The sequence below is a fragment of the Streptomyces sp. NBC_01142 genome, assembly GCF_026341125.1.
GTDB lineage: Bacteria > Actinomycetota > Actinomycetes > Streptomycetales > Streptomycetaceae > Streptomyces.
On sequence record NZ_JAPEOR010000003.1, the window covers coordinates 845428 to 871501 of the forward strand.

Here is a 26074-nt window from a genome sequence, read left to right on the forward strand (position 1 = left end):
ATCAGGCCTTGGACGCAGCCCCTCCAGTGGCGCAACCACAGGCGCTGTGCCGGTCGCCGTGGACCTGGTGCAGCGCAGCCGGCCGCGCTGCCGCGGCGGCCGGCGTCCGGGCGGCCCTGCCCGCCGCCGAGTCCTCGTCGTACACCGGCTTCCCGCCGACCAGGGTCAGCCGAACCCGGGTGTCACTGAGCTCCTTCACCGGTACCCGCGTGACATCCTGGTCCAGTATCACCAGGTCCGCCGCCCTGCCGGGCGTCAGCTTCCCCGTCAGCCGCTCCATGCGCAGCTGGTACGCGGATCCCGCCGTATGCATCCGCAGCGACGACGACCGGCTGAGCGCCTCCCGCTCCGGGTAGAGCGCGCCCTGCCCGGCGGCCGCTCCCTCCCGGTCGATGGCCGTACGGATCTGGTTCCACGTCTGCAGCGGGTCGACCGGCCAGTCCGAACCGCCCGCCAGCGCGGCCCCGTTCCGCTCCAGGCTGCGCGCCGGATACAGCAGGCGGTGGCGGTCCGGGCCGATGTACGGAAGCAGTGCCTCCATGGTCCAGATGTCGCGCATCGCCCACTGCAACTGCATGCATGCCACCACGCCGAGCCGCGCGAAGCGCCGGAGGTCGTCGGGGTGGACGAGCTGGAGATGGGCGACGGTGTGCCGATTGCCGCGGCGGCCGTTGGCGCGTACCGCTGTTTCGTAGCCGTCCAGCGCGGTACGCACCGCGCGGTCGCCGATCGCGTGCGCGTGCAACTGCCAGCCGGCCCGGTCGAGCACCGCCGCCAGCCGTCCGTAGTCGGCGGCGGCGACATACAGGTCGCCACGGTTGTCGGTCGGCCTGCCGTCCTGGTCGAGATAGGGCGACAGCAGCGCCGCGGTCTGCGCCGGGTACTCGATCACCCCGTCCAGGAAGACCTTGACCGCGCCGAAATGCAGGCCGGGCACCTCGCCGTACTCCTTGCGCAGCCCCCGTACGTACCTGAGCGCCGCGGCCGGGTCCTTCGCCTGCTCGGCGCTGATCCGCAGAGCGGGCGCGATCCGTTGGAGCAGCCGCCCCGTGCGCGCGAGGCCGGAGTAGGTGTCCAGCTCGGAGGACTCGACGGATGCGTCGAGGAAGGTGGTGATGCCGTACGACGCGGCCTGGGCGAGAGCCTTGGCGCACGCGTCGAGGAGCTGGGCCTCGGTGGGGGCCGGGATGTGCCGGCGCACCAACTGCTGGGCGTCGTCCTTCAACAGGCCGGTGGGGGAGCCGTCGGCGTCGTGAACGATCTTGCCGCCGGCCGGATCGGGCGTGGTGGCGTCGACCCCGGCGAGGTCGAGGGCCCGCTGGTTGACCCAGCTGTTGTGACCGTCGTTGCCGATGAGGGCGATGGGGCGACGCGTGGGCAGGGCGTCGAGAATGCGGTGGTGGGGGACGGTGCCGGTCGGCAGCAGACCGATCGGATTCCAGTCCCCCACGACCAGCCAGCCGTCCGGCTCCCGCTCCGTGCTGTCGGCGAGGAACCCGCGCAGGATCTCCTGAAGTTGGCCGACGGTGAGCGACGCGCCGCCCAGGGTCGGGTTCAGCGACTGGGCGCCGGCTCCAAGCGGATGGGCGTGGCCGTCGACGACACCGCTCATCACGGTGCCGCCGGCGGCGTCCACGACCTCTGTGTCGCGGCCGACGAGACGCCGTACGACGGCCGACGGTCCGGTCGCCAGCACCCTGCCGTCGCGGCCGACGGCGATCGCCTCGCGCAGCGGTGCATGGCGCTCTCCGGTCAGCACCCGGGCGTTGTGGACGACCAGTGCGGCCGAACGGCGGCTGGACGTGGCGGCTCCGGCGGCCGCCGCGGACACCGGCGCCGCCAGAGCCGCCGCGGCGCCCAGGGCCCCGGCGGACGCCAGCAGACGGCGACGGGAAAGGTCAGGACTCATGGCTGCTCCAAGAGATCGGCAGGAATCGGCTGGGCAGCACTTTTCGTGATTAATTCCATAACCACCAGCGCCCCGGGAGGGTCGATATCCTCCGTGTGTTCCCGCCCTGACCACGGATTCCGTACAGTGAGGGGTGTGTCCAGAGTGACCATCGCCGATGTCGCCCGTGCCGCCGAGGTGTCCACCGCTACGGTCTCCAACGCCCTCAACGGCACCGGCCGGCTGACCGAGTCCACCCGCGCCCGGGTCCGTACCGTCGCCACCGCCCTCGGCTACGGCGGCGCGGCCACCGCCCCGCGCGCGCTCGGTCTCGCCGTCACCACGTACGGACCGCGCCCCTGGAACTTCGCCGACGTCCCCTACTTCGCTCAGTCCATCAGCGCCGCCACCGCAGCCGCCCACAAGCGCGGCTACGCTCTCACCGCCCTGCCCTCCGCACCCGCCGAAGTGATCTGGGCGTCGATCCCGGTGGCCGGGGTCCTGGTCCTGGACAGCCCCGCCGACGACTCCGTCGTACGCATCCTGCGAGCCCGCGGACTGCCTCTTGCCTTCGACGGACGGCCCGCCGAGGTGTACCCGCGGGAGGCATGGGTCGACAACGACCACCGGGCCACCACTCGCGAGGTCCTCGACCACCTCGCGGCGCAGGGGGCGCGCCGAATCGCTCTGATGGCCGGGCCCGGGGAGGAGCACTACACCCGCAGTTGCCTGGCGGCCCACCAGGAGTGGTGTGCCGAACGCGGCACTCGGCCACGGACCATTGCGCTGACATTCGACGACGAGGAGGGCCGCACCCTCGACCCCCTGATGTCCGGCCCGCAGCGTCCCGACGCGATCTACGGGATCTACGACCCCTGCGGTCGGCGTGTGTTGGCATCGGCCGCGCGCTGTGGCATCCGCGTACCGGACGAGCTGCTGCTCGTCTGCGCCAGCGAGGACCCGGCCTACGCCACCACCACTCCGCCGCTGTCCACGGTGTCGCTGGCCCCGCGGCACACGGCGAGCGCGGCCGTCGCGGCACTCGTCGGCCTCATTGAACAGCCGCAGCGCACCCCGGCGTCAGTGATCGTCCCGGCGCGGCTGGAGATACGCACCTCGTCGAGCACGCACATGAGCACGCACATCCCTGACGGGTGGCGTGGTCACGAAGGCCGCCGCACACGCGGAGCCGTTGAGCCGCGTACGGCCCGCGCGGTGGACCGGGCGACGGAAAGAGCCGCCCAGCTTGATGCCCCACCGGCATGAGCGGCGCCGGTGCGGACCGTTGGACATGCGTCAGGTCATCCGGGGGTGGGCGGCGAGGTTGAATACCGTAGGGCAGGAACGGTCGCTCCGGCACCCTCGCGCACCGCTTCCACAACGGCTTGGTGCAGGGTTCGGCTGGCTTCCTCGGAAGGGCACGCTGCGGGGCTGCCGGTCATCGTGAACCAGTCCGAGGCGCCACTGAACTGAATGGCGATCTGCGCCTGACCGGCAGCCCACGTGGTGTGCACGGTCAGGTCACCGGCGATCACACCGACTTCGTCGGTGGAGACTCCGCCGGCTCCTGCAAATATTCCACTGGTTGTCCACGATGCCCAGGTCATTGCGCGTCGCCTCACAGAAAAAGAAAGCAGACCGCTTGCGGTCGGCTGATTGCACCCTTTCCTCCGAGTCTGGCACCCAGGCACATAGCGCGCTCGGCGACGGTTCCCCGCACGTCCCCCGACGTCGCCGCAGTGCAGAATGCGGTCGATCGCCAGGCTGTGTGTCCGTTGCGGCCCGGTGCATCACCGGGTCCGAGGCCGTGCCGGGCCTGATCAGGATGCCTCCACGGCCGCCTTGATGCGCTGCGCGAAGGCGGGGGCGTCTTTGCGTGCCGCGCTCAGGGCGAGGCCCGTGAGGAGCTTGCCGATGCCGTGGCCCTCGAGGTTGTTGAAGACGCGAAGGCGGGTGTGGCCCTCGGGGGTGGGCTCAAGGTCGTACCCGCCCTCGGCAGTCACCAGGTTCTTCGAGAGCTCGGTCCAGCGGATCCTGCGGGGCGGCTCGAATTCGCTGATCCGGAAGGTGCGCTTGGTGGTCATCCCGGCGTCCTTGACCGTGCTCTGGTAGACGGTGCCCACCGCGGTGGGGCCGCCCGTCGTTTTGGTCATCTCCTGCACCCTGGGGCTGAACTTGGGATCGTTCTCGCCGTGGGCGAGAAAGGCGAAGACCACCTCGACGGGGCGGTCGATCTCGACCGTTGCCTGGAATGTACCGGCCATGATTCCTCCACTGATCACTCGCCCCGAGGCCGTGGCGTGCGGGAATCCTCCCAGACCCCCCACAAGACTTCGGGCAGGCTCGCGAAAGGTGCGCAGCACGTCTCACCGGCCGCGCAGCACGACTCACCGGCAGGGATCCCCTCGCGATCCCCCGCGACCGCCACCCCCGCACTAGCGTGGACACATGGATACGGGTGGTACGGCAGCCGGTCCGCCGCGTCCTGGTGACGGTGACTTTCCCGCGCGCAGCGCTCCGCTCTCCACGGGACTCGGCGAGCTGGATGCCCTGGTGCCCCAGTGCCGTGCGTGCCCGAGACTGGTCGCCTGGCGGGAGGACGTCGCCGCCACGAAGCGCGCCGCATTCCAGGACTGGCAGTACTGGGGGAGGCCGGTCCCGGGGTTCGGTCCGCGCGACGCGGCACTTGCCGTCGTCGGGTTGGCGCCCGCCGCCCACGGGGGCAACCGCACCGGGCGGATGTTCACCGGGGACGCCTCGGGCGACGTGCTGTTCGCCGCGCTGCACGCCGTCGGCCTGGCTTCCCGGGCGACGTCCACGCACCGCGGTGACGGGCTCGAGCTGCGCGGGGTGCGCGTCACAGCGCCCGTTCACTGCGCCCCTCCGCAGAACAAGCCCACCCCGGCCGAGCGGGACACCTGCCGGCCGTGGCTGGCGGCCGAGCTGGCACTGCTCCCCGCCCTGCGCGCCGTGGTCGTCCTCGGCGCTTTCGGCTGGCAGGCGCTGCTGCCCGTCCTCGACGATGCGGGATGGCGCTTGCCCCGGCCCCGTCCCGTATTCGGGCACGGCGCCCGGGTGACGCTGCCGGCCGCGGACGGATCGAGACCGGACCTGTACCTTCTGGGCTGCTATCACCCCAGCCGGCGCAATACGTTCACCGGACGGCTGACATTCCCCATGCTCGTCGACGTGTTCCGGCACGCCGCCGAGATCACCGGCCTGGATCGATGAGTGAGTGCGTCCCGGCCAGACGGGCAAGCACCTTGTCCGGAGTCAGGGGCAGGTCCCGGATCCGTACGCCCGCGGCGTGGTACACGGCATTGGCGATGGCCGCGGCCGTCCCGACGATGCCGATCTCGCCGATGCCCTTGCTGCCCATCGGGTTGAGGTGCTTGTCGTCCTCGTCGATCCAGTACGCCTCGACGGCCCGGACATCGGCACAGGCCGGCACGTGGTACGACGCCAGGTCGCTCTCCGCGAAGTCCCCGAAGCCGGGATCGAGCGTGCTCCCCTCCATCAGCGCCATGCCCAGGCCCATCGTCATGCCGCCGATGAACTGGGAGCGCGCCGTACGGCGGTTGAGGATGCGTCCGGCCGCATACACGCCGAGGAGGCGGCGCACCCGGACCTCCCCCGTGACGGTGTCGACCTGCACCTCGGCGAAGTGGGCGCCGAAGGCGTGCCGCGCGAAGGGAGGTTCCTCTCCCGCCTCCCTCTCGGTGTCGGCCGTGACGGTGACGCCGTCGGCCGGCAGACCGCCAGGACGGTCTCCCAGACGCTCGACGAGGAGCGAGCAGGCCTTGTGCACGGACCACCCCCATGAGGCGGTCCCCGCTGAACCGCCGGCGAGCGGAGCCTTCGGAAGGTCGCTGCTGCCGATGTCGATGTGCACCGACTCCAGCGGCGCGCTCAGCACATCGGCGGCGATCTGGGCGAGAACGGTGCGCGCTCCGGTGCCGATGTCGGTGGCATTGACCCGGATGCGGTACGAGCCGTCGGGGCTCGCGTGCGCGTCGGCGCCGGACGGGTCGACGAGTGCGGGATAGGTGGCCGAGGCGACGCCCGTGCCCAGGAGCAGATCCCCTTCACGGCGGACGCCCGGACGCGGGTCGCGCCGCTGCCAGTCGAAGCGGCGGGCTCCCTGCCGGAGACAGTCGGCGAGATGGCGGCTGCTGAAGGGAAGGCCGCTGTCGGGCTCGGTGTCCGGTTCGTTGCGCAGCCGCAGCTCCACCGGATCCACCCCGGCGGCGACGGCGAGTTCGTCCATCGCCGACTCCAGGGCGTACATCCCGGGTGCCTCCCCGGGAGCGCGCATCCATGAGGGAGTCGGCACGTCCAGCGCCGTCAGCCGATGGGAGGTACGGCTGTTGGGGGAGGTGTACATGACGCGGGACGCCACGGCGGCCTGCTCCACGAACTCCTTGACCCGGGACGTATGGGTGATGACCTCGTGGGCCAGTGCCGTGATCACCCCGTCGGCACCGGCGCCGAGCCGGACGCGCTGCAGGGTCGGAGCGCGGTGGCCGACGACCGCGGCAAGCTGACGGCGGGGGAGCGCGAGCTTCACGGGGTGTCCCGTGTGGCGGGCGGCCATGGCGGCGAGCACCGCCTGGGGCCGGGGCGTTCCCTTGCAGCCGAAGCCGCCGCCGACATGTTCGGAGACAACGGTGACCTGCCGCGTGTCGAGCCGGAACATCTGCGCGAGTACGTCGCGCACCATTCCGGAGCCCTGACTGGAGTCGTGCACGGTCAGGTGGCCGTCGTGCCACTGGGCGGTGGAGGCATGCGGTTCCATCGGATGGTTGTGGAGCGCGGTCATCGTGTAGGTCGAGTCGACCCGGACGGACGCCGCGGCGAAGGCCCCGTCGAAGTCGCCACGCTCCCGGACGGACGGGAATCCGCCGTTGGCCTTCTGCGGCGTGTAGAGGCCCGGATGTCCGGCGGTGAGCCGCACGTCGTGCTCGTCGCTGTCGTACTCGATCCGCACCGCCGCAGCGGCGGCGCGAGCGTTCTCGAGGCTGTCCGCCACCACCAGGGCGACGTACCAGCCCCGGTGCGGGACGCGCGCGTCCTGGAGGAGGCAGAGCGTCGCGTCGTCCGGCTTTTCGAGACGGGGGGCATTGTCGTGCGTGAGGACTGCCTCAACGCCCGGCAGCGCCAAGGCCCGTTCGGTGTGGATGGCCGTCACCAGGCCGCGGGCGACGGTCGCCGGCACGGGCCAGGCGTAAGCACAGCCCGGCGGAGTGTGTTCGGCCGCGTAACGTGCCGCGCCGGTGACCTTGTCGCGGGCCTCGCGCCGGACTGCGGCGGTCCCCAGGGGGGAGTGTGCGGGCGTCATGACGGGACCTCGGATGTACCGGAGAGGGATGCGAGCCCGCTCAGCACGCTGACGGCCAGGTTGCGGGCGAGCGGCACCTTGAAGGCGTTGTCGCGCAGGGGCATCGCCGCGTCGAGCTCGGCGTCGGCAGCCCGGGCGAACGCGGCCCGGGTTGCGGGCGCTCCCCGCAGCACCTGTTCGGCCGCACGGGCGCGCCAGGGCCGGTGGGCGAGCCCGCCGAAGGCCAGCGTGGCATGCCGCACGTGCCCGTCGGCGACATCGAGGACGGCGGCCACGGAGACGAGGGCAAAGGCGTACGAGGTGCGGTCACGGGCCTTGCGGTATGCCGAGCGGGCGCCCGCGGGGCCCGGTGGCAGTTCCACACCGGTGATCAGTTCGCCGGGACGGATCACGGTGTCCCGGTCGGGGTGGTCACCGGGCAGCCGGTGGAACTCGGTGACCGCGAGGGCGCGGGCGCCGTCCTGGCCGAACAGATGGACCGTCGCATCGAGGGCAGCCAGCGCGACGGCCATGTCCGACGGATGCGTGGCGACGCACTGTTCGGAGTGGCCGAGCACGGCGAGATCGCGGTGGACCCCCTCCCGGGCAGGGCAGCCGCTCCCCGGCGATCGTTTGTTGCAGGCCTTCGAGATGTCCTGGAAGTACGTGCAGCGGGTGCGCTGCAGCAGGTTTCCTCCGGTCGAAGCGGTGTTGCGCAGCTGGCCCGAGGCACCGGCGAGCAGGGCCTGTGACAGGGCGGGGTAGCGCGTACGGACAGTGGGGTGCGCGGCCAGGTCACTGTTGCGTACGGCCGCTCCGATACGGAGCCCGCCTGCGGGGGTGTCGTCAATGGCGTCCAGCGGCAGCCGGCTGATGTCGATGAGCAGGTCGGGACTGGTGACGCCGAGTTTCATCAGGTCGACGAGGTTGGTGCCGCCGGCCAGGTAGTGGGCACCGGGATGCCGGGCGAAGGCCTCGACGGCCTCCACGGCGTCTGCCGCGCGGAGATAGGCGAATGGCTTCACGACACCACGTCCTCGATCGCCGCCACGATGTTCGGGTAGGCCCCGCAGCGGCACAGATTGCCGCTCATGCGCTCCCGGATCTCGTCCGGTGTGAGGACGGCCGGTCCGTTCGGTGTGTCCTGGTGCGCCGTCACACGGGAGGGGTGCCCGTCCGCCGCCTCGGCCAGCATGCCGATGGCCGAGCAGATCTGGCCGGGCGTGCAGTAGCCGCACTGGAGGGCGTCCCGCGCGATGAACGCCTCCTGGACCGGGTGAAGCCGCTCGCCGTCGGCGAGACCCTCGACGGTGCTGATCTGTGCACCGTCGTGGGCGGCGGCGAGCAGCAGGCAGCTGTTGGCGCGCCGTCCGTCGACGATCACGGTGCAGGCGCCGCACTGGCCGTGGTCGCAGCCCTTCTTCGCCCCGGTCAGGTCCAAGTGCTCGCGCAGCGCGTCCAGGACAGTGGTGCGGTGGTCGAGCGTAAGGGTGTGTGCGGTCCCGTTGATGTGCAGGGTGAGGACGGAGCGGTGGGCACCCACGGAGCCGGGTGCGGTCACATCCTTCGGTCGGCTGGTCGGTTCCACGCCCTGGTACCTCTCCGGTAGCGACTGTGTGGAGTCATCCCTTTCTTACCAGCCTGTGGTGGATTGCGCGGTTCGATGGGTGGGTGGGGGGCGTGGCCCGGGGCGCGGGGCGAGCGGCGCGCCCACCGGAACCTCATCGCCTGGAGCCGTCGGTGCGCCGGTCATGCCCAGGGGGAGCGGCCGGTGCCCACGACGACGTACTGCGGCCGGCATTCTCGACGACCACGGCCGGTGCGCGTCGGTGGCTGCCCTGTCGCCCGGCGACGAGGGCGGCACCAAACGCTGTGCCCTGAACGAGCCTTCACATGCGCTGATGTGAACTCACCGTGAACGTGGGGTCGCTGCCGTCGCCGGGCGCCGCGGCATCGCCCGGACACGTTTGGTGATGGTCGATGCATGGAGAGTGACCACTAGCTCTGTGGGCAGCGGGAAGCGCCCTGGCTTCCTTGTGGGGCAAGGGGGTGTCCGGGTGACAGAACACATCAAATGTCGACAGTTGCGACCCGTGATGTGCCAATTTGCCGGTATGCACCGAATAATGGCAATTGGTACGAATGTGGTTCGATGTTGCTCCCCGTGCCCGGGCCGCCTTCGCCGGACGTCCGGAGCAGAAGCAAGGAGGCTGATCATGCTGCAGATGTACCGCGTACGCCGTGCAGTCGCCGTGGGTGCCGCGAGCACCCTACTGGCAGGCGGAGTTGCTGTCGGGGCCTCGGGCGCGGCCGCAGCCGCTCCCGCTCCTCAGACCGTCGCCGCAGTCTCCTCGGTGGACAAGGGTGACCCCGACAAGTGCAGGTGGGTCAGTGGGCATTGGGAGAAGAAGTGGGTGAAGGGCCACTGGGAGAAGGAGTGGGTGAGGGGCTACTGGGACAAGCAGTGGGTCAGCGGCCACTGGGAGAAGAAGTGGGACGACGGCCGCTATGAGAAGAAGTGGGTGAAGGGCCACTGGGAGAAGAAGTGGGACGACGGCCGCTATGAGAAGAAGTGGGTGAAGGGCCACTGGGAGAAGGAGTGGGTGAAGGGCCACTGGGAGAAGGACTGGGTGAAGGGCCACTACGACAAGAAGTGGGTGAAGGGCCACCTGGTCTGCAAGAGGTAGCCGCCACCCGCGACCACCGCGCGCGGAGCCGAGCACTCCCTGCCGCCGCTGTGGATTCCACCGCCCCCGACTGGCCTTCTTCGTGGGCTGCGCCTCGGCCTCCTCTTGATCAGGGCCTGTGATCCATCACGTCGCGTCGCACCGGCGGACACGGGGAGCCTGTCGGCGCGGCGCGACCTGCTCGACGCACACCGGTGGCTCGTCCTCGTTCGGAGGCTCCGGGTCGCAGGACAACCGAGCGTGGAGCTCGACGTCGTAGCGCACGTCGTCGTACACAAGCTTCTGCCGCTGGAGTCCTTCCACCGCGAAACCGGCCGCACGGGCAACTCGGCAGGACGCCGGATTGTTCACGCGGTGCCCCAGCTCCAGCCGGAACAGACCGAGGTCCTGGAAGGCCCAGCGGGCCAGCGCGCGGCATCCGTGCGTCGCCACGCCACGGCCCCGGACCGCAGCCGTCGTCCAGTACGACACCCAGCCGGTGTCATGGCGACGGCTGATCGAGCCCACCTCGACATTGCCCAGCACGGTGCCGCCGGCACCGGCCACGGCGAACGCGAACGCCGAGCCGGCCGCCCACCGCTCTTCTCGCTCCGTCAGCCAACGCGATGCCGCGGCCATCGAGCCGATCGGTTCGCCGGACTGCCACTGCATGGCAGGTTCGGCAAACGCGTCCACCACAGCGTCCACATCACGCGCACACCAGGGGCGCAGCAGCAGTCCCGAAGAGACCTCAACTCGATCACGCACGGCCCGAGTCTCTCCGGGATCCCCTCGGTCTCGCAAGGAAGAAACGATCCCCGGGCCGGCAGACAAAACGCCCTACTGCCCCCGCGCAGTGATCGCCTCCGCCACGTGAGGAGCCGCCACGGCTCGCTCAAGGAGGCCCGGCGTCAGGCCCTCCCGCACACGCGCCGTACACGATTGCGCCTCAATGCGACCGCTGTGCGGCACAGTTCCGGCCTGCTGCCTGATCCTTAATCAGCCGGGGCGCGGGTGAAGGTGCCCAGGCCGTTCGCATCGAGGTACTCGACGCGGACCTTCTCGGCCGTGTCCCGGTCTCCGACGGTGAAGGTGACACCGGTGAGGCCGACCGCGTTCTCGCCCCTGGTCGCAAAGCTGAAGGTGTCGCCGTCGTAGTGGGTCAGGCGGAAGTGCATCGGTTTCGGACCGAGTCGGAGGGTGAGCCCGTCCTGGCCTGCCGTGACCACGAGCTTGCCGTAGTAGGCGTTGTCGTACGACCCGGTGTACGCGCTGTCGGCGCGGGCGGGCTCGGCGTTCGCGGGCGGGTCGCCGTAGTCCGTAGCGGACTTGGAGGCCCGCTCCTCCTGCTCGTAGACGGCGGCGACCAGTGCCAGCCAGTCGGCAGTGGGTTTTCCGTTCTGGGCGGTGTCGAAGAAGTCGAGGGCGACGGCGTCGGCCAGGCCGACCGGTTCGCCGTTGGTGAGGACGATGATGCCGAGCTCCTCGCCGGGCAGCATCGTCACGTTGGTGTTGGCGCCGAGCGCGAAGGCACCGGAGTGGCTGAGGCGGAGCCTGCCCTGGTCGTCGTAACTCACGTTCCAGCCCAGGCCGTAGAAGCCGGTGCGACCGGCGGGGGCCGTCGGCGGCTGGGAGACCGTCTCAGGCAGGTGGGTGCGCTCCAGGCTCTCGGCGTCGATCACCTGCCGGTTGTCGATCTTCCCGTTCGCCAGCTGGAGCCGCAGCCACCGGGTCATGTCGCGCGCGGTGGAACTCACGCCGCCGGCCGGTGACTGCGCGTCCGCATCCCGTACGAACTTCGCCTGCCAGCTGCCGTCATCGGCCTTCACATGGGTGACGGCCTTGTCCGACGCCTTTGCATAGTCGGCGAAGCGGGAACTGGTGGAGTTCATTCCGGCCGGCTTGAACAGGATGTCCTCGCTCAGTCGTTCCCAACTGACGCCCTTGACGCGGGCGACGGCCTCCGCGGCCGCGGTGACGCCGAAGTTGGTGTACGCGTAACTCGCGCGGAAGGGGGTGAGCGGCTCGTACTTCAGATGGCTCAGGATGTACCCGCGGCCGTATCCGAGGTCCTCCAGCAGATCCCCGGCGTGGTCGGGCAGGCCGCTGCGGTGCGAGAACAGATCCGCGAGGGTGACATGGCTGGTCACCCAGGGGTCTTTGAGGGCGAAGCCGCGGAGGTGTCCGGCCACGGGCTCGTCCCAGCCGACGACCTTGTCGCCGACGGCCCCGGCGACGACGGTGGAGGAGAGCGGTTTGGACAGCGAAGCCAGCTGGAACACGGTGTCGGGCCCGACCTTCCCGGACTGCCCGACCCTCCGCTCCCCGAAGCCCTTGAGGTAGACCAGCCGGTCCTCGTACACGACGCCCACGGCCGCCCCGGGTACGCCAGTGCGTTTCATCGCCTTCTCGACGACACTGTCGAGCTTGCCCAGGGCGGCGTCCACGTCGGCCTCGGTGAGCTGTGGAGGAGGCTGGGGCGGAGGCGCCTGCGGAGACGGCGACGGCGCGGGTGACGGGCTCGGCTCGGCGGCAGCCGATGTCAGCGCCATTGCCCCGGTCAGCAGCGCAGCCAGGCCTGATACGGCGAGCGTACGGCTCTTGCGGAGTCGTACGCCCTTCGCGGCTCGCATACCTTCCATTCAACGCCCCGAGGGGAACATTGTCGCCCGCAGTACAGCGTCGCTGCCCAGCAGGGCACCAGGCCGCCGACGGGCCACGGCCGGGCCACGGCCGGGGTGCCGGCACGATGTTCCGCGGAGTGCGGAGAGGCCACAGCCGGCATCTAGAGCGTTTCCGATGTGCCACCTCGGAGCGTCACCGAGGTCTCGATATGGCCGAGTTCCGCGGTGAGGCTGCTCAGCCAGTGCTCGAGGTCGATCAGCATGGGCAGCGGCGGGCGCCCTGCCGTGACGGGCGCACGGGGCTCCGGCCGGGGAGGCGGTTGCGGTGGTGCTCTGTCCTCGGCGTCCTCGGCGCAGAGGACGGCGACCCGGGTGATGGTCCGAGTGAGCCGGTCCGCTGTCGTACGGGCCCAGGCAGCGGCGTCGGGGGCTACGGCGACCGGGGGCAGATCGAAGCGGGGGAGCCAGTGGGAGCCGACCAGGATGTGGTTCGCCGTGATGAGCACGGCATGCCAGTCGGGATGCGGGGCCGAAGGACTGCCCGCTTCGCTCTGGTACTGGGCGTACGCGGCTTCGGCAAGGCGCAGTCTGTGCAGGGTCGGTAGCGTGGACGGCGGGGGCGCGGCACCGGGCGGCGTGGCGAGGAGTGCCCCGACGGTCCCGGTGATCAGGGGCACGGAGGAGTCCATCAGGGCGGACATGGTTCTTCGTACTTCCCGCCGGGCGCCGGCCGGCCAGGCGATCAGCCCGCACAGCAGACCGATCGCGCTGCCCGTGACGACATCCACGATCCGGGCTTCGGCGAGCTGCCAGGAGGCAGGGCTGAGTTGGGCGAACGCGGCGGACACCACCAGGGTGAACAGCGCTTGCGCCCAGGCGATTCCGAGCAGTGGCCCGAGCGCGAACGCGGCCAGCGTGCCGGGGGCGAGCACGGCCGCATAGGCCTCGGTGTGCCGGCCCAGCACGAGCAGCAGTGTGCCCGCCGCCACCGCGCCCGCGAGCGTGCCGAACAGCGCCGAACGTACCGCCGTCCAGGTCTCCGCCGCGGTGGTGCGTCCCAGGGTCAGTACGGCGAGGAGGACCCAGAAGCCATGGGACAGATCCAGGGAACCGGCCACCAGCCGGGCGGCGCCCAGGCCCAGCGCCGTCCGGGTGGCGTTCTGGAGCTGGACCGACCGAAGCGTCATGTTGCCGACGAGGCGTCGCCACCACAGGCGGGCGGTGGCCGTGTCGGCGTACCAGAAGAGTTCCTGAGGGGGTATGGGCAGGGTGCGCCGTCCGTCGAGGCCGACGCGTACGGAGGTCTCCAGCATCCTGGCCGACTCGGCCATGGTCAGGACCGCCGCCTGGCGGCGCAGCACCGTGACCCGCGGCACGCCATCCGGCGGGCCGGTCGCCTGCCGGATGCGCAGTGCCTGGAAGTCCCGCATTGCCTGCTCCAGGCTGCCGGATCGCGGGCGGGCCCGTCCCGTGCGCAGAGCTTCGGCGGTAGCGGCGCAGACCGCCGCGACACAGCCGAGGAGGCCGGCCGCAGCCGCGTCCCCGTCGGAGCCCCGGCCGGTGGCGGTGGAGGGCGGGGTGTTGCCGAGTTGCGCCAGTTGGTCCAGCAGTCTTCGGGCCGCCGCGCCGGCCTGTGCCAGGGCACGGTCCGTGCGCCCGGCCCCGGCGGGCCGCTCGGCGGGCGGAAGCTGGGAGAAGCGCATCACCCGACCGGTCGCGCGGAGCAACTCGGGCGAACTGCCGCCCGGGCCGACGCTCGTTGCCTTGGCCGCTGACGGCGCTGACGGCGCTGACGGCGCTGACGGCGCTGACGGCGCTGACGGCGCTGACGGCGCTGACGGCGCTGACGGCGCCGGTGGCGCCGGTGGCTCCGATGGCGCCGCGGCCTCGGCAGCAGCCCGGCCCGCGAGGGAGACGGCCTCCGCCAGCCTCTCCCTGTACGAGGCGGTTGGCGGGGCGGGCAGCAGGAATCGTTCGCAGGCCGCGAGCAGCAGTACGCCCAGGGTGAGGCCGGCCAGCCGCGCGCCCAGACTGTCCGGGGCGTAGGGCGGGAAACAGGCCAGGATGTAGAAGAGTTGCAGGCCCGGCGCCGCCCCGGCCGGGCGGGGGCCCGCGACCGCGGCGAAGGCGAGCACGAATCCGACGACCAGCATCCCGAGAACCGCCGCCCAGGTCCGTACGGCCAGCGTCGTCCCCAGGGCGACGAGCACCAGGCCGACCGGCAGCGCACGGAGCATCACGGCGGCCCGCTGCCGCCCGGAGCCGGGGATCGGCGACAGGATCCCGAGCGCCACCGGGCCGAACAGGGCGTACAGCGCCGTCGCCGGGCGATCCACGCCGTACACGAACGGATAGAACCCGGCGCATGCGGCGACGGTCACCCGGATCGCCCGGTGCACGATCGCCGTACGCTCCGGCTTGCGCGAAGCGGGGTGGTGCCGCCGGGGCGGTTCAGCGGTGCGCGCGCCGGTCACCGTCGCGCCTGACGGCTGCTGCCGGGTGCCTGCCCCGGGACGGGGTGCGCCCGGTGCGAGCCGGTGACTGTTGCGTGCGGCGGCCGGGTGGCCCGGCATCTTCGCGATTCATGCCCCGTTCCAGGGCGAAGGCTCCCGTCTGCGCGACCGAGGACCACTCTGTGCGCATGAGCACATTCCCTCCCAGTCGATGCCCGCTGTCGCGGGGCCTTCGGACATACGTCCTCGTCCATTGTCGACTCGCGGCAGACGACCCGCAGCTCCGGTCGGGTCCGCAACTCGGTTCGCTCCTCCACCCTCACCCCACCTCGCCCCACCCCGTCCGGATCGCGGGCGACGGCCGGCCGGGGCCACCATGGCAGGGAGTGCACGGGCCGGGACCCCGCGGTGGCACAGCGCCCCCGACCCGTGCGGAAGTGGGAGGTCGCATGTCTTCCGAGCGCGCTGCACCGCTGATCTGGGACACGATCGAGCGGTACTTCGACCTGCTGCAGGCCCATGCGCCCGCGGAGCGGATGCGGGACGAAATCCTCACCGACGACTTCCGCACGGGTTTCGTCGACGGTCTGATCTGGCAGGGCGAGCAGGGACTGCGGAACTTCCTCGGCGCCCGCGCCGAGTTCTTCGATGAATCCCACACCGTGGAGCAGATGTCCACGCCGGAGCGGCTGCCCGACGGCCGCTGGCGCGCCCACACCCGGCTGGAGTTCTTTCTGCGGCACCGCCTCGACGGATCGCCGGTGAGTGACACGTTCACCGGCAAGGCGTTTCATCTCTGGGAGTTCGCGCCGGGCGCCGGACGGTCAGGTGACGGGACGGACATGGACTGGCGGGTGGCTGCCCAACTGGTCGAGGGTTTCGCCTCCCTCGACGACAACGCGCGACGGCTGTTCTCCCGGCCCACGAACGGCCTGAACCTGGACGACCGCTGACCGCCGGAGGCCGTCTCCGTGAATGCCCTGCTGCTGCCGGTCCTGTTCGCGCTCTGTGCGGCGCTGAGCAACGCCGTGGCCACCGTGCTGCAACGCAAAGCCGCCCTGAGCGTGCCACGTTCCGACGGCCTGCGCGCAGGGCTGATGCTCGATCTGCTGCGGCGCCCCGTCTGGCTGGCCGGAATCCTCACTGTCATCGCCGCGGCCGTCTGGCAGGCGCTGGCTCTGGCGACCGGCCCGCTGACGGTCGTACAGCCCCTCTTCGTCCTCGAACTGCCCCTCGCCCTCATCGTCGCCTCGCTCCTGCTTCGCCGGCGGCTCCCGCGCGTCGGCTGGGTGGCGGTGACCTGCGTAGTGGTGGGCCTCGCTGTCGCCCTTGCCGCCGCGTCACCGACGGGCAACCGCACGCATGTGCCACTGGACCGCTGGGTCCCTGCCCTCGCCATCTGCGTGGGCGCGGTCGCCGTGCTGACGGTCACGGCGCTGCGACGCCCCGAGGGCCGGACCCGCGCGGCCTGTCTGGGCACGGCCACCGCCATCTGTTACGCGCTGACCGCGGCGCTGATGAAGGCGGCGATCCACATCCTGGAGGAAGGCGGCCTCGCGGCATTCTTCGCCGCCTGGCAGACATACGCGTTCGCCGTGGTCGGCGCGTGCGCGCTCTTCCTGCTGGAGCACGCGATGCAGGCGGGCCCGCTGGTCGCCTCCCAGCCCGCCTCACTCTGGGCGACGCGCTGGTGAGCCTGGCCCTGGGCATCACCCTTTACGAGGAGCACGTCCGCGCCGGCTGGTGGCTGCTGCCGCAGCTGCTCGGTGTCGCGTTGATCGCCACGGGCGCCGTCGCACTCTCCCGGATCCCGCTCACGAAGTCCCTGGTGGCGCCGGACGAGCCACGGAAGAGCATGGACGCGCCCTAGCCACGGCACTAGATCTCGTCCGACGAATCTCAACTGCGTTGGGCGGGAACGGTGAGGGACTGGAGATGCCGACGGAGGATGTCGCGCGCGGCACCGGGGGCGACACCGCCGGGGTACGGCACTCCCCCCATGGCCAGGCCGTCCAGCAGCGCGGCCAGCCGCAGCGTCTCCAGCTCGATGTCGAGGTTGGCGGGAATGCCGCCGGACTTCTGGGCTTCGTACAGCACCCGAGCGATCAGCTCGCGCATCTCGTCATGCATCCTGCGGGCGCACGGCCGGAATTCGGGGCGGGTGCATGCGGCAGTGATGAACGCCGTCCAGAGCACGGCTTCTTCGCGGCGAGTCTCGTCGAGGGGGAGGAATTCGGCGAGCAGTTCCTCGGTGCGGGTACGCCGGTCGATGCCCGCGTCGGGGCCGAGCAGCTGCTCCGCATGGCGGCGGATGCGGCGGTCGATGCGCTGCCGCAACTCCTCCATCGTAAAGATCATCAGCTCGGACTGGCTGGCGAAGTAGTGCCGCACGGACCCGATGGCCAACCCCGCCTCCTGGGCGACGTTGCGCAGTGAAGCACTCTCCAGCCCGTCCCGGCCCACGATGCGCAGCACTGCCTGCGCAACGTCCTGACGCCGGGTTTCGGCTACGACAACTTTTGGCATGGTAGCTTTATAGCACGGGCGTGCTAAAACGTGGTTCGCTGGACACGGACACGCTGGAACAAAGGGGGAGCAGCGGTGAATATCTGGTTTCTCGTCACGGTCATCGCCGTGGTGGCAGTCGCAGTGGTGGTCAAGCGACTGATGGGCGAGCCACTCAACGCTCGCGACTTGTTCGCACCGCCGCTGGTACTCACTGGACTCGGAATCTGGGCACTCACTGAAGTCGAGGGACTGTCCGGGACCGACCTCGGCTGGGTGATCGGTGGAGCGGTAGTAGGTGTGGGGCTCGGCGCGGCGCGCGGAGCAACCATCCAGGTCTACCCCAAGGACGGGATTCTCTTTCAGCGCTATACCGCCAGGACATTCCTCGTCATCGTCGGGTCCCTGGTGGTGATGGCAGGTTTCGGCTTCCTCGCGGTGCGGATGGGCATGCACGAGGAAGCGCGGCCGATCAACCTGTCCATCGGTGTCGGTTTCCTGGGAGAAGCGCTGGTTGTCGGCGCGCGTGGGCTGGCGAGCGGAGTCCCCTTCGCTCCTGAGAAGCCGAGCCTGCTCGACAGATCTTCAGGGCGCTGAGCGCCGCGCATTCGACGACGCTTCATCACAGGACCGTCGGCGCTTGCCGTGAACGGGTTCCGGCACCGATGGTGTGGCTCGGGAACGAGAGACGGCCTCATCGGCCGGCGAGGAGTGCGAAGAGCAGGGGAATCCGCGGGGAGGTGTCGGGCAGCCGCCACCACCCGCTGGGAGTGGGGATCATCTCTGGCCACCGGGGCCATGGGAGTTCATTGCTTTCGCGCAGCTTCTCGATGCGGAGGCCGGCTGAGATCAGGGCGTTGACCACCTGGTCCAGGCCGTGCATCCACTCGAAGCTCTCGGTTGCGCCCTGGACGGCCTCGCCGTCGGTGTAGGTGTACGTCGAGTCCCGGCGGACGGCGCCGCGGTCGCCGAGGTAGTCGTGCCGCAGCACAAGCTCCGGGCCTTCGTCGGGGGAGGGCTTGGGGCCGAGGGCGTTGAGGAGGGGGTGGAACTCGACGATGTACAGCCGCCCGCCCGGGCGCAGCAGCCGGGAGATCGTTTCGGCCCAGTTGGCGAGGTCCGGCAGGTAACACAGGGCGCCCTTGCCCGTATAGACCACATCGAACCGGCGCCCGCCCAGTGCGGCGGCCGCGTCGTAGACGTTGGCCTGGACATAGTCGATGTCCCGACCCGCGCTCGCGGCGAGGTCTCTGGCCGCGGCCACCGACGCCCCCGAGATGTCGAGTCCCACCGTGTGTGCCCCGCGTTCCGCGAACGCGAGCGTCTCGGTGCCCAGATGGCATTGCAGGTGGAGAACATCGAGACCCGTCAGGTCGCCGAGGTCTTCCCATTCGAAGGCGGCGAACCAACGGGACGGATCCGTGGCCTGGCCCACGCCGTAGAACCGGCTGGCGAGATGGACGGGTGTCCGCGCGTCCCAGTTGGCCTCGTTGGCCTGCATCATCTGCCACAGAGCGGTATCGAACTGTTTGGCTGCTTCGGTCATGAGGCCATCCAATCGTCATTGCCCGGCGAGCCAAGTCAACTTCCCTGTCTCGGCGCTTCCTTCGGATCGCGACCTTCCGGCCGGCCGGGGTTTCACCCGCGGAAACTCTTGTGCGCCGGGAAACCGGCCGGGCAGCGTCGGCGCTCATGACTCCTCCCCGCAATTGCCCTCCGTATGACGCCGATGAGCGGACCCAGCTGGTCGGGTGGCTCGAAATGCAGCACGCGATCATTCACTGGAAGTGTGAAGGTTGTCGGAGGCGGATTCTCGCCGGTCCGTCCTTCCGGCCTCGTCCTGTATGGCGATGGCGGGGGTCGTCTCCGACATGCGTGGGGTCGAGCACTGCGGGTTCGAGGTCGTCTTTCTGGGACGACCGGCCGAGGGGCCTCAATTCGAGGGCGGTCCCGAGGATGCCGACATGATGGTCGAAGGCGTCCCGCTCGCTCAGCTCCTCGAGGAGTACGAGCGGCAGTTGCGGTGTCGAACGAGATCATTGCCGCCCATTCGCTGGATGAGGTGGGCCGCCACCCGGACTTCCGTGCTGTTGCCGCAAGCCTTCGGTGGATCTTGATCCATATGATCGAGGAGACCGCCAGGCGCGCCTGGCACATGGATCCCGTCCGAGAGCTTGTCGACGGCGAAAGGCTACTACTGACCGATCCCTACGACCCGTTGTTGGCGCGGCCGACGATAAGTCTGACTGCGCTGATCGTCAGGTCTGGATCACGAATCTGCACGTAGTGGTCGCTCCCCGTGGCAAGAAAGTGAGGGGTCTGCGGCTCCAGATTCACCAGTTCCTGCTGAGTTTTCGGCCAGGCCCGCTCAAGGCTTGTCACCAGAGACTTCGGGAGTCCGGGCGGAAGGGCGAAGGGCTTCGTCTTGCTGAGAACGGCGAGGGGTACCTCCGGCACCGGCCGAGCTCTGGCAATAGCCTCGATTGCGCCGTCGACGTCAATGGTCTCGAATCCACGTTGCGTGTCGAGGGCAGTACCGGGCTGGTTGAGCAACTCCAGGTATGCAGTCCAGCCCTTGCCGAAGAACGGCTTCATGTTCGTCCCGAAGGAATCGACAAAGACAAGTCCGGCTGTCTGCCCGGGGTGGGTCTGGGCGTAGAGTCGCGTGATCATTCCTCCGAAAGAGTGGCCGACAAGTAGGTACGGGCCGGGCACTTTCGCCGATGTCAGCAACGTGTTGAGATCGCCCACCATGCCCGTCAAGGAGCGTGCGCCGGTCACGGGCGTGCTGCGGGTGGTGAGCTCGGGAGGCTGTGAATACCGGATGGTTCCGGGCCGGTCGTACTCACAGACACGGGTGAATGTTGCGACACCGGGGAAGACCGCCGGAGACTTCGGTACGGGCGGTTGTGTATCGGTCACGTTCCAGGTGTCGGACGAGTCATGGATCCCGGATTCCAGAATGACCGTGGGACTTCCGCTTCCTTTGCAGTGAAGATAGATTTTCCGACCACCACCGACATTGAACTGACCGGAGAACTCCTTGGCCGCCGGCACAGGGGTGCGATCCGCTGCGGTGCTGGTATCGAGCGGGCCGGCACACCCTGGCAATGCGATCGCCGCCGCCGAAGCCGACGCAATGGCGAAGACCGGAAGATACTTACGCATCAAACACTCCCGCTTTCCAGCGTCAAGGGTGCCGTCGATCCTAGCGTTAACCTTGATCAATGAGCATGAGAAACGGAGCTTCACTGGCGTACTGGGGTCTTTGTTGAGGCGCCGCCTGTACCCGTGAGCGTATGAACGGAGACGGACATGAGCGTTCTCGAAAGTGCCCGCGTGGCCACCAGGCTCCCCGCCCAGGACCTGGATCGGGCACGGCGCTTCTACAACGAAAAGCTCGGCCTCGAGCCCATTGACGAGCGGCCGGGTGGGCTGCTGTACCGCTGCGGGGGATCGGATTTCGCCCTGTTCCAGTCCGCCGGGGCTTCGCCCGGTACGTTCACCCAGATGGCGTGGGAGGTCGACGACATCAGCGCCGTCACGGATGAACTCAAGCGCCGCGGCGTGGTGTTCGAGGAGGTCGACCTGCCAGGGCTGACGACCGTGGGCGGGATCGCCGAGGTCGAGGGGAACTATCCGAGCAAGGGCGCGACGGGTGAGCGCGGCGCCTGGTTCCGTGACAGCGAAGGGAACATGCTGGGACTCGGGCAACCGGTCGGCTGATACCCCGCCCCACCCCGGCCGGAACGACCAGCACACAGGTGCGGTCACAGGACCGCCGCGCTCGGTGCGCTGCCGGCAACCGGACTGCCCAGGCGCATCAAGGCGACAACTCGCTGAGACGGGCGCCTTGGCAATCGGGGGCGTCGCATGCTGCCGTCCCTCGGCCTCCTCCGGTGGCGTCAGGAGACGGCGCTCGCCGGCCGTGAGCGGCGGTGCTGTGAGCGGAGAGAACGGCACTTCCGCAAAGCTGCGAGCACCATGCGGGTGTGGGCGAGGACGCTCACATCGGACTGGAGGTCATGACCTCCGTGAGCGCGGTGGTGACGCGCCGGGATCCCGTGGCCGCTCCGGCCAGGCGGCGGCTGTACCGGGGCCGGAGTCTGTCCACTCGCCCCACCGCCTGTCCCTTCGCGTCGGGATGGAGAACGTCCTGGGCATGACGATCGCACGGGAAGCGCCGGGGGAAGCTTTCCCGGGTTCACTCATGGCAGGAACTTTCTGGCATGGCCGCGCGCCAGCGCGCGGTGGCAACGATCGTGGAACCAAAGGTCTGGGACAGGGATACCAGCCTGTCCGAATCATCGGTGTACGCCAGGCGCGGGGCGTCCGGTGGTGGATCGGGCGGTGGGGCTGCCGCGAGACTGGCCGCTGCTTGCGCTCTGCAGGCTGATGCGATCATGGCCGCCTCAGCGACCATTTCGGCCTCCTCGCGGGGGACGCCCTGGACGGTCGCCGTCGCAAGGGCGTCGCCTCTCACGCTGCCGCTGAGGTAGGGGGCCACGTTGAGAAGGCCGTCTCGGATGGCGGCCTCCCGGTGACACTTCCGCAGTTCCACCGAGGCCCACCAGCCGATCTTCATCGTGGCGGCTGCTGACGTCGTTGAGCCTCGCAACTCCAGCCACAGCGGCTTGAGCCGACGAAACTGGAGGTAGGCGCGCCAGGTCGTCGACGCGCGCTCGCCGACCAGGGGGAAGATGAAACCGGCGCCGACCATGAGCGCGGCAGCAGATGCCAAAGGCGGCGCGATGTAGGTGCTCAGATAGTCCCAGTCGCGGTCGGCCCAGCGGGCGAAGACCGCCACGAACTTCGCCGCGATATAGCCGATGTCAAGCACGCCGCCCAGGACGATGAGTGCCAGTCCGGTGCGCAACGCTCCATCGACCTGGCGCAGCCATCGCCAGCACAGAAACGTCAGGACCACGCTTCCCAGCGTGTGCGCGACCAGGTAGAGCGTGATCATCTCGCGCATGAACGGAGTGGTGGCGTAGTAGGTGTCCAGGTCACGGAGCCGCTCCACCGGAGCCTCGGCCAGGGCGAAGAGCACCACGAGGGCAACGGTGACGCCTGCGTACACGCCGATGCACAGGACAGACAAGCGCCGGACCTGCTCAGGTGGGCCGCCCCGCCAGTTGATGATCAGGGCGATGCACGAGCCGCTGAAGGCCGTCAGGACGCAATAGACGAGCGGAGCCGAGAAGTTGGTGACCCCCGTGAGGTCGTTGACGGCGGCGATTGTGGGCGGCGCCGCCAGGAAGAGTACGGCGCACCCCACGAGAAGCAGGGCACACACGGACCGCATCACCGGATCGTGCCAGGTACGCCGGAGCTCGGGGAGCTTGATCACCAAGGCAGCCATCAGCACGACGCCGGGGATGTAGAGGATGAGACCGTCGTTCATCGGCTGTGCTTCCGGCCGCGCGGGCACAACGGGAACAGAGCTTGAGTGCCGCGATGGCGCGCCGCTTCGATGGACATGCTCTCGTGACCTGCCGGGCTGTCAGTGCGCGGAGGTCGGCTGGATCTGTGTGGCCCCGCCTCCGCAGGCAGCCACCTTCAGTTCTTCCTCGGTCAGAGGCGGTCCGGTCGGGGCCTTCCTGCCCGGACCGCGCATGGCTGCCACCACAGTGTCCGGGTGCAGCCACGACGTGACGGGCTCGGACATGGTGACAACGCCGAGGAAGGCTCGGGTGGCCTGGGCGCGGCCGGTTGCCGCGTGGATGAGCCGGTTGACATAGGCGTTCGCGAGCGCGCTGCCCGGCCGTGGCTGCCGGCCTACGGCGCCCGGGTAGAGGATGTCCTGGGAGGTCGCCAGTTCCCAGGCGAGACCGGCCGGTCCGGCGATGGCGCGCTGAACGCGGCGTGAGAGTCCTCGGGTACCGAGCGGGTTCTGGCGAAGGGCGTTCCGCAGTCCCACGAGTCCCTGTGCCGCCACGGTCATCCCCTGGCCGTAGAGCGGGTTGTACGTGGCCACTGAGTCGCCGACCACGATGAGTCCCTCGGGCCACGCCTCGGCCTTCTCGAAGTAGCGGCGGCGGTTGACCGTGCTGCGGGAGAGGGTGACCTCGTCCGAGAGGGGTGTGGTCATCGCGAGCAGCTCACCGACGACGGGGTGCCGGATCGAGCGGGCGAAGGCCTCGAACTGGCTTGGATCGCGGGAGGGCTCACCTCCTCGAGTACCTGAGAGCGTCACCAGCCAGCGTCGTCCCTCGACGGGAACGATCGTTGCTGTCCGGCCCGGCACCGGGTCGCTCGGGTTGGACTGGACGTTGACTATGGGGAAGGCCTCGCTGCCTTCCGGCGCTCGGTAGAGGCGACTGGCGTACACCAGGCCCGAGTCGACTTCCGCCTCCTCGATGCCGCCCACCCCCAGTGCCCGCAGCCACTCGGTCGCTCGGGACCCGCGACCGCCGGCGTCGATGACGAGATCTGCGCCAATGGTCAGATCCTCTCCGCCGGGAGTGCGTACGCGCACGCCTGTCACCCGGCGGTCATCGCCCTCCAACGCGTGGATTTCGTGCCCCTGGAGCAGGGAGACGGCCGGGAGTTCGAGGACGTTCTCGCGCACCACCCAGTCCAGCAGATCGCGGGTGCAAGCGATCATGTACTGCATCTCCGGCCAACGCGGGAGCCAGCCCTGTGCCGTCATCGACACCAGGCCCGTCGGCAGTGGGATACGCCGGGCTCCTGCGGCCAGCCAGCGGTCCGTGATACCGGGCAGCAGCTGCTCGAATGCGCGGGCGCCGCCGGACCACAGCACATGCACATGCCGTGCTTGGGGAAGCGACTTTCGTGGCTCGGGCCCCTCCGGCAGCGCATCGCGCTCAATGACCGTGACCTCGTCGGCGAAGTCGGCCAGGACCGCCGCCGCGAGCATGCCGGCCATGCCGCCGCCGATGACCACGGCACGGCGAGGCCTGGGGGAGGGGGCAGTCTGGGTGGGGCGCGTCATCGCGAACCGCTCTCTGTACAGGTCGCCGCTTCTTTGCGGGCAGCGACGACGAAGGGGGAATGGAGGGCGCGCGAGAGCTGCACGAGCCGCTCGCGCCCTGGGCCGAGGGCCGCTGTCAGCGCGACTGCTCCGGCGAGGGTGCGGTCTTCGACCTCTGTCCTCCGCTCCGGCTCTGTCCCCGGCTCCGGTGTCCGGGATCTCGCTTCCACGGCGGCGACCACCATGGCGGCCGCCCCCACGACTTCCGCGTCGTCCGTCGACGCGTGGTCGTCGATCGCCGCGTCGTACGCGCTTTGCCGTACGCAATTGTCGAGGTGCGGCTGGAGTTTGAGCAGTTCGTCGTGGATCCCGGTCTCCCGCACGGTCAGGCGCATGTCGGGACCAGCCCACCAGGAGATCTGCGGCAACGGGCCCTGGCCCCCCGGGTTTGAGCGCAGCTGCCGCCACAGCGGGCCGAGACGAAGGTACGTGATCCAGGCGTGCCAGACATCGCTGATCTGCGGGCCCAGCAACGGCAGCAGAAACCCGGCGGTCACGATCAGGCCTCCCACGGCGACAATGGGCGGCGCGAGCGTGGTGCTGAGGGCGTCCCAGTCTCTGCCGGTCCACCGGGCGATGACCGCGGTCAGCTTGGCGAGGCCGAAAAGCAGGTTGAGGACAAATCCGATCACGAGGACGACCAGACCCACGCGAAGCCAGTCCCCAACCGCCCGCGCCCAGCGCACACACAGGGTCGTTGTCACGACGGCGGAGACCATGTGCGCGACGAGGTAGGTGACGATCATCTCCCGTATGAACGGCGTGGTCGCGTAGTAGGTGTCCAAATCCCGGAGCCGCTCGACCGGAGCGTCCCCCAGGGTGAAGAAGACGGGCAGGGCGATGATGGCCGCGGCGTAGCCGGCGATCCACTTCCGAGAACTGCGCCGGACCGTTTCTTGTGCACCGCCGCGCCAGTTGACGATGAGCACAAGGCAGGCGCAGCTGAAAGCGCACATGACGCAGTAGACCAGCGGACCCGAGAAATTGGCGATGCCTGTGAGTTCGTTGACGGTACTGATGGTGGGCGGGGCCGCGAAGAAGAAGCAGTTGGCCGCCGCAAAGAGCAGAAAGCAGACCGAACGCACCAGGGGATTTCGCCAACCGCGCCACAGCGCAGGCAGTTTGGCAACAAAGGCGATGCCGAGCGCGATGGCAGGAAGGTAATAGTCAGAGTTGCGCACGCATCAGCCCTGGGGGTACTCGAGTGAGGCTTGGATCCGCTGGGCCGGCTCGAGAGCACCCGCCAGTTCGTCACAGAGCTCACGTATGGCGCCCTCTGTGCTCACTTCGCTCCCCCCGGGTTGCCAACTGTCATCGGACTGCCGTCATGGGGCCGGACGGTGCTGCCCCACGGCACAGCATCCGCATCGACCTTGTGGGCCTGAGCAGGAGCACCGAAGAGCGACCCACCTCAGGACGGTACCGATGGTCTCATTTCACGATGTCCCACTCTAGGCATCTACGGCGTCGGCAGGCCGCGGAGTGTAAGAGCCTGAGGGGGTGCAAATCGCACACAACTAACGAAGCGCGCAGACCGAGCCGCGTGCGGTGCTGCGCGTCGCATGCCCTGGCCGACCGGGCAGTCGACCCGGTAGGCGCCCGGTCGCTTCGCAGGGGCGGGGCATTC

At 69.6% G+C, this 26074-nt stretch carries 21 protein-coding genes and 2 pseudogenes; 8 read left to right on the forward strand and 15 right to left on the reverse strand.

What is annotated here, in order from left to right; genetic code table 11:
• Position 1: 1 nt before the first annotated feature.
• A complete protein-coding gene (locus tag OG883_RS37860) occupies positions 2 to 1909 on the reverse strand; it encodes an amidohydrolase (protein WP_266551316.1) in 1908 nt (635 codons plus the stop codon).
• A 135-nt stretch (positions 1910 to 2044) separates the two neighbouring features.
• On the opposite strand from OG883_RS37860, the gene OG883_RS37865 reads away from it, so the two are divergent.
• Positions 2045 to 3154, forward strand: a complete 1110-nt coding sequence (locus tag OG883_RS37865) for a LacI family DNA-binding transcriptional regulator (RefSeq protein ID WP_266551318.1) — start codon at positions 2045 to 2047, stop codon at positions 3152 to 3154.
• Positions 3155 to 3189: 35 nt separating this feature from the next.
• Here the strand turns inward: OG883_RS37865 and OG883_RS37870 are convergent, their stop codons facing one another.
• Positions 3190 to 3495 (reverse strand): hypothetical protein, encoded by a 306-nt coding sequence (locus tag OG883_RS37870; RefSeq protein ID WP_266551320.1) that lies wholly within the window; start codon positions 3493 to 3495, stop codon positions 3190 to 3192.
• A gap of 213 nt (positions 3496 to 3708) precedes the next feature.
• Entirely contained in the window at positions 3709 to 4152 is a 444-nt protein-coding gene (locus OG883_RS37875) for an SRPBCC family protein (RefSeq protein ID WP_266551321.1), read from the reverse strand.
• A gap of 184 nt (positions 4153 to 4336) precedes the next feature.
• Between OG883_RS37875 and OG883_RS37880 the strand changes: the two genes are divergently transcribed.
• On the forward strand, positions 4337 to 5119 hold the full coding sequence (locus OG883_RS37880; protein ID WP_266551322.1) for a uracil-DNA glycosylase: 783 nt from the start codon (positions 4337 to 4339) through the stop codon (positions 5117 to 5119).
• Here the strand turns inward: OG883_RS37880 and OG883_RS37885 are convergent.
• Genes OG883_RS37885 through OG883_RS37895 form a run of 3 tightly spaced genes read right to left on the reverse strand, consistent with a single transcriptional unit; the run spans position 5100 to position 8793 of the window.
• The gene (locus OG883_RS37885) at positions 5100 to 7226 is read right to left on the reverse strand and encodes a xanthine dehydrogenase family protein molybdopterin-binding subunit (protein ID WP_266551323.1); all 2127 of its coding nucleotides are present in this window, start codon (positions 7224 to 7226) and stop codon (positions 5100 to 5102) included. The two genes, OG883_RS37880 and OG883_RS37885, sit on opposite strands and share 20 nt — an antisense overlap.
• A complete protein-coding gene (locus OG883_RS37890; protein WP_266551325.1) occupies positions 7223 to 8230 on the reverse strand; it encodes a xanthine dehydrogenase family protein subunit M in 1008 nt (335 codons plus the stop codon). The genes OG883_RS37885 and OG883_RS37890 overlap by 4 nt, the downstream gene beginning before the upstream one ends.
• Entirely contained in the window at positions 8227 to 8793 is a 567-nt protein-coding gene (locus OG883_RS37895) for a 2Fe-2S iron-sulfur cluster-binding protein (protein ID WP_266551327.1), read from the reverse strand. The genes OG883_RS37890 and OG883_RS37895 overlap by 4 nt, the downstream gene beginning before the upstream one ends.
• A 628-nt stretch (positions 8794 to 9421) precedes the next feature.
• Between OG883_RS37895 and OG883_RS37900 the strand changes: the two genes are divergently transcribed.
• Complete coding sequence (locus OG883_RS37900; protein WP_266551329.1) at positions 9422 to 9892, forward strand: hypothetical protein; 471 nt, start codon at positions 9422 to 9424, stop codon at positions 9890 to 9892.
• A gap of 126 nt (positions 9893 to 10018) precedes the next feature.
• Here OG883_RS37900 and OG883_RS37905 read toward each other — a convergent pair whose 3' ends face one another.
• The 3 genes from OG883_RS37905 to OG883_RS37915 all read right to left on the reverse strand — a co-directional run bounded on the left by OG883_RS37905 (position 10019) and on the right by OG883_RS37915 (position 14969).
• Complete coding sequence (locus tag OG883_RS37905; RefSeq protein WP_266551330.1) at positions 10019 to 10639, reverse strand: GNAT family N-acetyltransferase; 621 nt, start codon at positions 10637 to 10639, stop codon at positions 10019 to 10021.
• 227 nt (positions 10640 to 10866) lie between these two features.
• A complete protein-coding gene (locus OG883_RS37910) occupies positions 10867 to 12504 on the reverse strand; it encodes a serine hydrolase (RefSeq protein ID WP_266551331.1) in 1638 nt (545 codons plus the stop codon).
• Positions 12505 to 12656: 152 nt separating this feature from the next.
• The gene (locus OG883_RS37915; protein ID WP_266551333.1) at positions 12657 to 14969 is read right to left on the reverse strand and encodes an FUSC family protein; all 2313 of its coding nucleotides are present in this window, start codon (positions 14967 to 14969) and stop codon (positions 12657 to 12659) included.
• Positions 14970 to 15397: 428 nt separating this feature from the next.
• Between OG883_RS37915 and OG883_RS37920 the strand changes: the two genes are divergently transcribed.
• Both OG883_RS37920 and OG883_RS37925 read left to right on the forward strand, forming a co-directional pair.
• Positions 15398 to 15901 (forward strand): hypothetical protein, encoded by a 504-nt coding sequence (locus OG883_RS37920; RefSeq protein ID WP_266551335.1) that lies wholly within the window; start codon positions 15398 to 15400, stop codon positions 15899 to 15901.
• 18 nt (positions 15902 to 15919) lie between these two features.
• Positions 15920 to 16818, forward strand: a pseudogene (locus tag OG883_RS37925) (DMT family transporter).
• A 29-nt stretch (positions 16819 to 16847) separates the two neighbouring features.
• On the opposite strand, the gene OG883_RS37930 reads toward OG883_RS37925, so the two are convergent.
• Positions 16848 to 17474 carry a TetR/AcrR family transcriptional regulator gene (locus OG883_RS37930; protein ID WP_266551337.1) on the reverse strand — a complete coding sequence of 209 codons (627 nt, stop codon included), beginning with the start codon at positions 17472 to 17474 and terminating at the stop codon, positions 16848 to 16850.
• Positions 17475 to 17549: 75 nt separating this feature from the next.
• Here OG883_RS37930 and OG883_RS37935 point away from each other — a divergent pair, with 75 nt between their 5' ends.
• Positions 17550 to 18050 (forward strand): DUF1453 domain-containing protein, encoded by a 501-nt coding sequence (locus OG883_RS37935; RefSeq protein ID WP_266551339.1) that lies wholly within the window; start codon positions 17550 to 17552, stop codon positions 18048 to 18050.
• 97 nt (positions 18051 to 18147) lie between these two features.
• On the opposite strand, the gene OG883_RS37940 is transcribed toward OG883_RS37935, so the two are convergent.
• Entirely contained in the window at positions 18148 to 18999 is an 852-nt protein-coding gene (locus tag OG883_RS37940) for a class I SAM-dependent methyltransferase (RefSeq protein WP_266551341.1), read from the reverse strand.
• 146 nt (positions 19000 to 19145) lie between these two features.
• Here OG883_RS37940 and OG883_RS37945 point away from each other — a divergent pair.
• Positions 19146 to 19644: pseudogene (locus OG883_RS37945) on the forward strand (DinB family protein); the annotation flags it as partial.
• Positions 19645 to 19661: 17 nt separating this feature from the next.
• Here the strand turns inward: OG883_RS37945 and OG883_RS37950 are convergent.
• Entirely contained in the window at positions 19662 to 20621 is a 960-nt protein-coding gene (locus tag OG883_RS37950) for an alpha/beta fold hydrolase (protein ID WP_266551343.1), read from the reverse strand.
• Between the two features lie 147 nt (positions 20622 to 20768).
• Here OG883_RS37950 and OG883_RS37955 point away from each other — a divergent pair, with 147 nt between their 5' ends.
• Positions 20769 to 21179 carry a VOC family protein gene (locus OG883_RS37955; RefSeq protein ID WP_266551345.1) on the forward strand — a complete coding sequence of 137 codons (411 nt, stop codon included), beginning with the start codon at positions 20769 to 20771 and terminating at the stop codon, positions 21177 to 21179.
• Positions 21180 to 21657: 478 nt separating this feature from the next.
• Here the strand turns inward: OG883_RS37955 and OG883_RS37960 are convergent, their stop codons facing one another.
• From OG883_RS37960 to OG883_RS37970, 3 genes are all read right to left on the reverse strand, one after another.
• On the reverse strand, positions 21658 to 22857 hold the full coding sequence (locus OG883_RS37960; protein WP_266551347.1) for an MAB_1171c family putative transporter: 1200 nt from the start codon (positions 22855 to 22857) through the stop codon (positions 21658 to 21660).
• Positions 22858 to 22956: 99 nt separating this feature from the next.
• The gene (locus OG883_RS37965) at positions 22957 to 24408 is read right to left on the reverse strand and encodes an NAD(P)/FAD-dependent oxidoreductase (protein WP_266551348.1); all 1452 of its coding nucleotides are present in this window, start codon (positions 24406 to 24408) and stop codon (positions 22957 to 22959) included.
• Positions 24405 to 25628 carry an MAB_1171c family putative transporter gene (locus OG883_RS37970; protein ID WP_266551350.1) on the reverse strand — a complete coding sequence of 408 codons (1224 nt, stop codon included), beginning with the start codon at positions 25626 to 25628 and terminating at the stop codon, positions 24405 to 24407. The genes OG883_RS37965 and OG883_RS37970 overlap by 4 nt, the downstream gene beginning before the upstream one ends.
• Positions 25629 to 26074 lie beyond the last annotated feature (446 nt).

Coding starts and splice junctions, on each gene's coding strand:
- OG883_RS37860 (WP_266551316.1), bottom strand. CDS start 1,909: ATGAGTCCTGACCTTTCCCGTCGCCGTCTGCTGGCGTCCGCCGGGGCC.
- OG883_RS37870 (WP_266551320.1), bottom strand. CDS start 3,495: ATGACCTGGGCATCGTGGACAACCAGTGGAATATTTGCAGGAGCCGGC.
- OG883_RS37875 (WP_266551321.1), bottom strand. CDS start 4,152: ATGGCCGGTACATTCCAGGCAACGGTCGAGATCGACCGCCCCGTCGAG.
- OG883_RS37880 (WP_266551322.1), top strand. CDS start 4,337: ATGGATACGGGTGGTACGGCAGCCGGTCCGCCGCGTCCTGGTGACGGT.
- OG883_RS37885 (WP_266551323.1), bottom strand. CDS start 7,226: ATGACGCCCGCACACTCCCCCCTGGGGACCGCCGCAGTCCGGCGCGAG.
- OG883_RS37900 (WP_266551329.1), top strand. CDS start 9,422: ATGCTGCAGATGTACCGCGTACGCCGTGCAGTCGCCGTGGGTGCCGCG.
- OG883_RS37910 (WP_266551331.1), bottom strand. CDS start 12,504: ATGCGAGCCGCGAAGGGCGTACGACTCCGCAAGAGCCGTACGCTCGCC.
- OG883_RS37920 (WP_266551335.1), top strand. CDS start 15,398: ATGTCTTCCGAGCGCGCTGCACCGCTGATCTGGGACACGATCGAGCGG.
- OG883_RS37930 (WP_266551337.1), bottom strand. CDS start 17,474: ATGCCAAAAGTTGTCGTAGCCGAAACCCGGCGTCAGGACGTTGCGCAG.
- OG883_RS37940 (WP_266551341.1), bottom strand. CDS start 18,999: ATGACCGAAGCAGCCAAACAGTTCGATACCGCTCTGTGGCAGATGATG.
- OG883_RS37950 (WP_266551343.1), bottom strand. CDS start 20,621: ATGCGTAAGTATCTTCCGGTCTTCGCCATTGCGTCGGCTTCGGCGGCG.
- OG883_RS37955 (WP_266551345.1), top strand. CDS start 20,769: ATGAGCGTTCTCGAAAGTGCCCGCGTGGCCACCAGGCTCCCCGCCCAG.
- OG883_RS37960 (WP_266551347.1), bottom strand. CDS start 22,857: ATGAACGACGGTCTCATCCTCTACATCCCCGGCGTCGTGCTGATGGCT.
- OG883_RS37965 (WP_266551348.1), bottom strand. CDS start 24,408: ATGACGCGCCCCACCCAGACTGCCCCCTCCCCCAGGCCTCGCCGTGCC.